An 8,962-nucleotide genomic window follows, 5' to 3' on the forward strand; every position below is an offset into this window, starting at 1 on the left:
CCGAGCGGTGCAAGACTGGTGGCGTATGTCTCGCTGCATAAAGAACATTCGGTAACCTCTCCTACAGTGCGGGAAGTGCTCGCGCAGAGCCTACCTGATTACATGTTGCCTTCGGCGATTGTGGTACTGGACAATCTTCCCTTGAATGCGAATGGCAAGGTGGATCGAAAGCGTTTACCTGAGCCGGGGATGTCGTCAATCGATACTTATCGCGCACCTTCGACATCCGAAGCCCAATTGCTGGCGCGTGTCTGGCAAGAGGTACTGGGTGTGGATCGTATCGGTGAAACCGATAATTTCTTTGCATTGGGGGGGGACTCATTGTCGAGCCTCAAGGTGATGGCGCGCGTTCGTAATCTGACCGACGCAAAACTGGATTTCAAACTGCGCGATTTAGTGCAACGCCCGACGATTGCGGAGCTGCTTGGGCTGGATAAACTATCCAAGCCCAATGGTTTACTGGTGCTCAATCAATTCTTAGAAAACGACAAGGCCAAACCTTTGTTCTGTATCCATGCTGGCATGGGTACTGTATTCGATTACCAACCGCTTGCGCGGCAACTACAGGGCGTGCGCACGGTGTATGGCATTCCATGTCGGATGCTGGCTGACAGCGCCCATCGTGATAGCTCCTTGCAGCAAATGGCCGAGGATTATTGCCGCATGATTCGATCTAACCAGCCGCAGGGGCCGTACCATTTGCTGGGTTGGTCACTGGGTGGCGCACTGGCTGCTCTGATGACTGCTATCTTGGAAGCACAACAACAAACGGTTGCTTTTCTCGGCCTGATTGATTCCTATGTACCGGGTATCGAATCATCCGAACCAGTGCAAGACGACTGGCGGCAGGATTTCCTGGAGTTTATTGCTGCTGTGCTGCCCGGCGTCGAGTTTGACTCATCCCTGCATGCAACTATTTTCGGGCAGACTAAACTGACGGAAACAAACGCGCAAGTAATGGCATTACTGGAAAAGGCATGCACACTGAGTCAGCAGCATGAGCAATCCGGGCAAGATGCAACCCTTCCAGACTACGCCGCAATGGGAGTGGAAGAGTTGGCACATACCTTTATGGTGGCTCGTCACTTGAAACAGCTCTCGCTGCAAATCCCCGCGTTGAAACCACTGACAACACAGACGATTTGCTGGTGGGCAGCGAACCGCGCGTATGATGAACGCCTGATGCTCGAACGGCAACTCAGTCCTGCCGAAACCCACGCGATTGAGATTGACGCCGATCATTATGGTATCGTCCGTAGCGAACACATCCTGAAGGAGATAGCATCTTTGTTGTCAGCGACTTTATCTGAGCAGACGTGTTGCATTATTGATTCATAGAACGCAACAATTGGTCTTTTTATTCGCCATAGAATTGGAGAATGATCATGGCTACAGATGGCTATCTCGAGCCTCTCAGGAACTATCCGACGAAATACGCGTTATGCATCGAGCGATTATTTCCTTGCGCGAGGAATTAGAGGCAATTGATTTTTATAACCAACGCGTTAATGTACGCAAGAACCCAGAACTAAAAGTAATTCTGGCGCACAACCGTCCGGTGATGGCATTCCTGCCGCTATCCAATATTTCTGGCAAAGACAAACAAATCCGTCATTGCGAGGAGCATAGCGACGCGGCAATCCAAAGCACTGCTCCATTTATTGACGCCAGCCAAGAATTAAAAATCTGCAAAACCAAGAATTTGCTGTGACCGACGGCAACATTACCAAAATCGCCACCACTTGCCGTACACGCAGCAACTTACTGCACTGGGTCTCGAAATATTAGTCTAACTGAAAGAGGTGGGCTATGAGTAACAGTGGCGGCAAGGGCAGTAGCCAATTACATGATCCAAATATTGGCCTTTAGGAAACCAAAGAACTTATTTAATTGCAGCCAACGGCAGTTGGGATTATTGTTTGTGAGGGTGGATGTTCTCGACTCAGGACCCGACTCTTTTCGCTGATGGCACTGGCATTACTGCTGCTATCCATCTTTTTGATAAAGATAAACAAATCCGTCATTGCGAGGAGCGTAGCGACGCGGCAATCCAAAGCACTGTTCACTTCATTGACGCTGGCTGATAATTAGATACCTGTAAAACCAAGAATTTGCAGATCGACGGCAACATTACCAAAATCGTCACTATTTGCCATATACCGGAAACAATCATAGCGCTCATTTTTTTTCAAAATTTACAAATAATTAACATATTTTTCACGAAATCTTTATACCTGTTGGACTAGAATTTTTTTACTTGATGAATGGAAAAGTTGATTTCATGGAGGTTGACTTACTCTTTTTTGTGAATATTAAGACTAGACCAATCTATATATACACTGGCAGCTTTATGAAGCTGTACCTATATGAGTTATATATTCATTAGTGTAGTTTGCCACGTATCTACTTTTTCAACTTCTCTTAGTCACTAAGGTAACTCGGGATCCCCGAACGGGTATCTTTTTTCACAGTGCGCAGTGGAGCGACCTCTGTATTAGAGAGCCGTATTACTGGCTCCGCTGAAAATGCAACAAAAAGAGTAGCCGTGACTGTTTCCTATGGTGCACGTGCTTGAGAGTTAGTTAAATTAACAAACACAACTTGCTGAGCGGGGGTGAATAGCTGCTATGAATATGACTGAAAATTTAATGGTAAAAACCGAGCCGCTCGTTGAGCCCATCAGTGCGGCAGGATCAAATCAAGTTTCCAAGCATTCACTCGTTGATCCAGAGTTGAATGAATTTTTATATATTTATGAGGAGCTGGTTCGCAGTCGCTTTTCAGCAATTACAAATACTTTAAAAACACTTTCCATTTATCAACATGAACTTGATTTCGTCACTCGCGCGCAGCGTATTGCACTTGATCAATTACATTATGAGTTACCTTTGAGTTTACTGGAAGATTCCTGGGTGTCTGGTCTAAACCTGCGTGCGCTGCACTCATACTGTATCTTTCGCAGTTTTAAAGAATGTGTCGCAAAGGCGCGCTTTGACCAGGCCTCTTGGCGTGAGCGCATTGCCTTACATACAAGTTTCATCCATTCCTGCGGTTACCATACTGTCAATATTAGTTCCTGTGCGGATGGTCGACTACAAGGATTATTATCCTTCATACTCCGTCTCGTGCCCAGTGAGTCTATTTATGTCAAGTCCTATGCTGGTGCAATGTTTAATATCGAAGAAGATATTGTTAATTGGGCGCATCGTGAACTCGAGCGGTTGACGGGTGGCCTTCCTGGAGATGAAGATAAAAATTACTTAAAGATTGCCGTATATCACTACAGCAGCTCGAACCCCGCTCACCAAGGCTGTGCCGCACATGGTAGCGATACTGAGAAAGCACTCAAATCCGCGCTGGAAAGACTCAATGAGTTACGCGCCGCTATAAATAATACTTATGGTCGCGGAGCCGCGCCAGATATTCTTCTAATTGGTGTCGATACCGATATAGATTCCATTCGCGTTCATTTCCCAAATGCAAGTGGTGATATTAATCCTGACCGCTATATTGATAGTGGCAAAATCTATCAAGAGTCGATTGGAATGGATCAAGAAACTGCTCGGATGTATATTTCAGATGCATTGGACAAAGCAGAAAGTGGGTTAAGCTCTGAGAAAGGAAAGATGGCAGCAGGCATGCGAAGCTTGGTAGTAGGGCTCGTAGAAGCCAACCTATCGCAAATTGAATTTGTAATCCAATATCATGCTGGGCGTTATCGGGTGATTGGCCACAACGAGCGTTTTATCTGCGCCGGAGAGTCCATGAATGAATTACATTTGCGCAATAAATATTATTTCGCTCACCTCAACACAGTCGAAGAGGCTGCAGTCCACTTAGATGTGGGCGTCAAGATATTTACTGAGCTTAACATCAAGCACGGTCTGGCAATCCCTATACTCGTGCACTATCACTACTCTTCCCGGGTGCCAGGTGCCCGGGAACGTGTGATACAACGTTGTCGGCGTGTCAAAGCCGCAATAGAGTCACGTTATTCAAAACTACATGAAAGAGGTCTGCTTAATTGCCAGATTGCAATAAGTGATAAAGTTGGCACTGAGCGATGCACGTTCATTGAAGATGAGGTCAAAGAAGCTGAGCACTAGGTAAGGCTGTCCGAGAATAGCGAAGTAATCGGCCGGACGCCGCGAATCGCGCCGAAGAAACACAGAGTAGCCAGATCATGGAAAAATATGCTTCATTAAATCAGTTGCTTGGGAGGTGTTTCTTGAGAACGCTATGGCAAACGGTAAAGTATGAGCAGCTGTATACTCGGGAATTAGATAATGTACAGGAGGTTAAGAGAAGCTTAATTATTTGATTTTGAATGACATACTAAGGCGTATTTTCATAAGAACCTTAATAGCTTATCGCTTGATAAAGCCTACTACCCAAATAAAGTATCTCCTCAAACAGCCTCAACCTGATTAGTTAATTGTATTTGAGCTTAATTATTCTCAGGTTGTCCAGTTTATAGAGAACCACAACAAATGTCTCTCTATTTTGCCCTATATAGAATATAAAATGGCTTATTCTATTCAGACTTACTTTGGTTTAAAACACATGTGTTTAATTTGTTGATGGACAGCAAATTAATTGAGAGGTAAAGTTCCAGCTTCAGCCTAAGACCGTGTTTTTAAATTAGAAATAACAATAGGTTATTTGATATAAGGATTTATTTTGAATAATTCTTCCCTAATTATTTTGGGCATGCATCGAAGTGGCACATCGGCAACGGCAGGAATGCTGCGTTGTTTAGGAGTGGAGCTCGGAAAAAAACTTTACGCCGGGCACGCTCATATTAATGCTAAAGGTTATTTTGAACACAGCGATATTGCTGATACGAATGATGAAGCATTACTGGCACTTAATTCTGCATGGGATGATATCTTAAAAAAATCGAGTAACTGGTGGGAATCTGAGGATTTAGAGCACTATGCCAAAAAAATTAGGCATTACTTGAGAAGAGATTTCTCTGATACAACAATGTGGGCGGTCAAAGATCCACGAATTTGCCGCTTGCTTCCCTGGTGGTTGAATATTCTGACGGAAGAGAAAATTAAAGCCAAATTTGTATTTGTAATTCGCCCACCCGAGGAAGTTTATCTCTCCCTCAAACGGCGTAATGGTTTTTCCAAGGAAAAATCTTACCTTTTATGGCTATTACATTACCTTGAAGCTGAGTATTGGACGCGAGGATTATCGCGTACATTTGTTACTTTTGATAATCTAGTGAGTGATCCTGTATATGAATTTTCAAAAATTGAGCATGATCTTAATTTTAATTTTCCGATATCGCCCAGTAAAGCCGAGACATGTCTAAAACAATTTATTTCCAAAGACTTGATTCATCACAATACTTTATTACTTAATAATGATGAACAGTCGAAATTAGTTGAGTATGCGATAGTTTTGTATAATGAGCTGTCTTCATTAGCAAAAGGCTCGCAAAATAAGTTAGATCCAGTAAATCTGGATAAGCTGAGATCACAGGTTGAGGCGTTGCAGCAATTTCCACCATTATTGGTAGAACAACTTCTTGGTATCAATAAAATTCGTTCAAATCTACAACTTACCATGAATAAAATTATGCGTTCCAGGTCGTGGATGATGGGTAAACCAGTCCGTTTCTTGGAGCGTTTGCTTGGTAAAGACGTATAAGCCCGCACATGCAGCCACTAGTATCAGTTATCATTCCTACGTTCAATTGTGAGTCTTATATTGCCGAAACGATTAATAGTGTTCTAAATCAGGATTATCCTTCAATTGAGTTAATTATTATCGATGATGGATCGACTGATAAAACTCGGCATATCATTTCTGATTATAAAGATAAGCTAAAACTGATTACTCAAAATAACTCAGGCGTTTGTGTGGCGCGTAATAGAGGGATAAAAGAAGCCGCTGGACAATTTATTTGTTTAATGGATCATGATGATTATTGGTTTCCAGACAAAATATCACGCCAGGTAGCGGAATTTATGGCGCATCCCGAGATTGGCATTGTTTATAGCAGCTTTACTTTGTGGAAATCAAACTCTGATGGCACTTTTGCATCCCCCGATACTTTTGGCAATCAATTAGTCAATGATGAAATTGATAATTATTATTCTGGATGGATATATCATTTATTGCTCCTCGATAGCTGGGTGTTGACAAGCACGGCGATGATTCGAGCAGAAGTTTTCGATGAATGCGGTGATTTTGATGAGAACTTACCTTACAGTGAAGATTGGGATTTGTGGTTACGAGTCGCAAGAAAATATCCCTTCCTAAAACTACATCGTTCTACAACACTTTATCGACAGCACCCTGGACAGGGTAATCGAAAAATTCGCCCTATTGATTATCGGACGACTTTACTTATTAATGCAAAAAAGAAATGGGGGCTGTGCAGCCCTAACGGGAACTGCTTGACAAATTGGCAATTTCGCAAACAGCTCGCAAAGTATCATTTTGAATTTGGGTTACATCATTTAATAGCAAATGATCATAAAATAGCCATTAGATCATTTCTAAAGGCCTGGTTCACTTTTCCTGTTAATCTGAAATACCTTGCATACATACCCATCAGTAGCCTTGGTTGGAGACCTAGTTATTGATAGTGTAAAAAATCAGGGTGAATGCGTATCATGGGTACACAATTCGATTATCATCATGATACTCTGTTAGCTATGATGCCCTTGAATGCCAAGAGATTAGGTTAATACGTTCATTAAAGCTTAGAGACTATTAAAAGTATGATCAAAGCCAATAATTTAGAAACTAGGAGGTTGTCCGAGAAAAGTGGCCGTAGCGAGGGTGAATTTAGTTGAGTTGGATTTTTCGATCATTTAAGGCGAATAGCTGCTCTATTCAACGAAAAGGATCGGAAAATCCGGCTAACCAGGCTCCTCCGCAGTAGATCGGTCTATTCTCTAACAGCCTCCTGGGCATAAACTTAACGATAGAGCAAAAAAGCGTCTTTATTTTAGTTAAAGTGCATTGCATCGTGTGCTACAAAATAGTCGATAAAAACATAGAAAAATAAGTAATTTATATTTTTATTGCTTGATTTATGAGAACTAAAAGTTTATCAGTCATCCTAAAATAGTGGATAAGTAATGATTTGCTGACTTCTTTAGATCAAGTGCCTAACCTTGTTATTTCTTGAAATAATCGAATTGATTACATAAACCCTTTAACAAGATATCAATGGAAAAAATGCTTCGAATTGGTGTGCTGATATTGCTGATATTATTGATGTCCATTCCGACGTTCTTGATGGCGAGGCAAGTAAATTTTTGTGGAGAACTAAGAGGGCCTGACATATACGGGCCTTACGATTATCTAAATAGGTTTAGTTTAAAACAACATCTCGATCTAGTTGAAGGAATGCACTTTACACCTGAAATAGAGAACTTAGTTAGAGGAAGAACGGGAACGATAGGTGGAGATTTGAGCTACACCCTACACGCATTCCCCAATCACCATAGGGCTTTGACCGCTTTAGCAAAACTGTCCATCAGAGATAAAACTACTCATCCTCCTGGTTTAAAATACCCTGTTGAATGTTACTTCGAGCGCGCTATTCGATTCAGATCAGATGATGGTATTGTTCGAATGATATATGGCGGCTATTTATCAAAAACTGGCAAACCTAACCAAGCCATTGAGCAATTAGAGATTGCCATTAAATTACAACCAGATAACGCCACAGCTCATTACAATTTGGGATTACTCTATTTCGATAAGAAAGATTACGGTAAATCTAGAATGCATGCTGAAAGTGCTTATGCTCTCGATTTTCCTTTGCCAGGCCTCAGAAACAAGTTAAAAAAAGCTGGAAAATGGTAATACCCCATTGGTTGGAACAAACAGGTCATGATCTTATCAAGCGCTTATGGATCTTGTTCTGCCTATTAGCTCAGGGTTTACTGGTATGGTATAAAACGACCGTGCCAAGTATTGAATGATAACTTGTGATTTCTTCTACTGGTTGAAAGCCAGCCTCTTCTGTATAAACGGGCAGCAGCCCGAGAACATGATCGTAAACCTCTTCAAACCAACGCGTTAGCCACGAGATTGACCACATCATTGCATTGTGGGGTTCTCCAAAATCCACTACATGCAATTCGCCGCCAATTTTCAGTACCCTAAATGCTTCCTTAAGCGCTTGCTGCTTGTCTTGCCTCGTCAGATGGTGCAGTACCAAGCTGACAAATACATGATCAAAACTTTGGTCTGGATAAGGTAGGCAAGTCGCTGATCCTTGCTGCAAATCGATCTGGCTTCCTGTCTGTTGAACCTTCTTGTTGGCCATATCCAAGATCTGAGGGTCGATATCGAGTCCGTAAATTTTTGCGTTTGGTTGCAATTGTTTGATCATGAGCGCGAGCGTACCCGTTCCGCAACCCATATCGAGTACTGTCTGATCAGGTTGAATGTAAGTTTGGTTCATCAAGGCCATCTTTAATGTCTCATCATGAAACAAATACTTCATCATTGGATCGTACCAACGTGTCAACCAATGAAAATGAAGCGCGGGAATGTATTGGGATTGTTTCTTCATAAAAATTGGCCTTTTGTTTTCGTTAGAAATTGTTCTGGAGCGTGATCAATATTCAATGGAAAAATTCATTAATTAGCTTGTATTAAAAAATTTCAGGTTTTTTCTATTGTAAATGAGCGACGAATTGAAATTTCCTTGATTAGCACATAGACCGCGGGAAAGATGATCAGCGTTAATACCGTGGCCGTGACCATTCCTCCGACCATTGGTGCAGCAATGCGTCGCGTCACTTCAGAGCCGGTGCCTGTACTCAGCATGACGGGCAACAAACCCAGGATGCTGCCCGCGATGGTCATCATCACCGCGCGTATCCGGCTTACTGCGCCTTGTGCCACAGCGGTATACAGATCGTTCACCGTGACTTTTTCACCCGCTGCATGACGTTTTGCCACAATAGCTTTGAATGCCTGG

At 42.5% G+C, this 8,962-nt stretch carries 8 protein-coding genes; 6 read left to right on the plus strand and 2 right to left on the minus strand.

What is annotated here, in order from left to right:
- The 6 genes from C8R30_RS15005 to C8R30_RS15030 form a co-directional block, all read left to right on the plus strand.
- Positions 1–1,338, plus strand: a 1,338-nt coding sequence (locus C8R30_RS15005) for a thioesterase domain-containing protein (protein ID WP_258192070.1), incomplete at its 5' end; no start/stop codon positions are given.
- A 103-nt stretch (positions 1,339–1,441) separates the two neighbouring features.
- Positions 1,442–1,711, plus strand: a complete 270-nt coding sequence (locus tag C8R30_RS16780) for a ferritin family protein (RefSeq protein WP_258192071.1) — start codon at positions 1,442–1,444, stop codon at positions 1,709–1,711.
- Positions 1,712–2,633: 922 nt separating this feature from the next.
- On the plus strand, positions 2,634–4,106 hold the full coding sequence (locus C8R30_RS15015; protein WP_181257818.1) for a carboxysome shell carbonic anhydrase: 1,473 nt from the start codon (positions 2,634–2,636) through the stop codon (positions 4,104–4,106).
- A 574-nt stretch (positions 4,107–4,680) separates the two neighbouring features.
- Positions 4,681–5,661: a sulfotransferase family protein gene (locus C8R30_RS15020; protein WP_107790494.1), complete on the plus strand. Its 981-nt coding sequence runs from the start codon at positions 4,681–4,683 to the stop codon at positions 5,659–5,661.
- An 8-nt stretch (positions 5,662–5,669) separates the two neighbouring features.
- Positions 5,670–6,602: a glycosyltransferase gene (locus C8R30_RS15025; protein ID WP_090666412.1), complete on the plus strand. Its 933-nt coding sequence runs from the start codon at positions 5,670–5,672 to the stop codon at positions 6,600–6,602.
- 592 nt (positions 6,603–7,194) lie between these two features.
- Entirely contained in the window at positions 7,195–7,836 is a 642-nt protein-coding gene (locus C8R30_RS15030) for a tetratricopeptide repeat protein (protein ID WP_090666410.1), read from the plus strand.
- 70 nt (positions 7,837–7,906) lie between these two features.
- On the opposite strand, the gene C8R30_RS15035 is transcribed toward C8R30_RS15030, so the two are convergent.
- Both C8R30_RS15035 and C8R30_RS15040 read right to left on the minus strand, forming a co-directional pair.
- Entirely contained in the window at positions 7,907–8,551 is a 645-nt protein-coding gene (locus C8R30_RS15035) for a class I SAM-dependent methyltransferase (protein ID WP_090666408.1), read from the minus strand.
- A 92-nt stretch (positions 8,552–8,643) separates the two neighbouring features.
- Positions 8,644–8,962: efflux RND transporter permease subunit (locus C8R30_RS15040; protein ID WP_146162706.1), on the minus strand; the 319-nt coding region annotated here is incomplete at its 5' end.

This window comes from Nitrosomonas nitrosa (assembly GCF_003051105.1).
In the GTDB taxonomy this organism is placed as follows: Bacteria; Pseudomonadota; Gammaproteobacteria; order Burkholderiales; family Nitrosomonadaceae; genus Nitrosomonas; species Nitrosomonas nitrosa.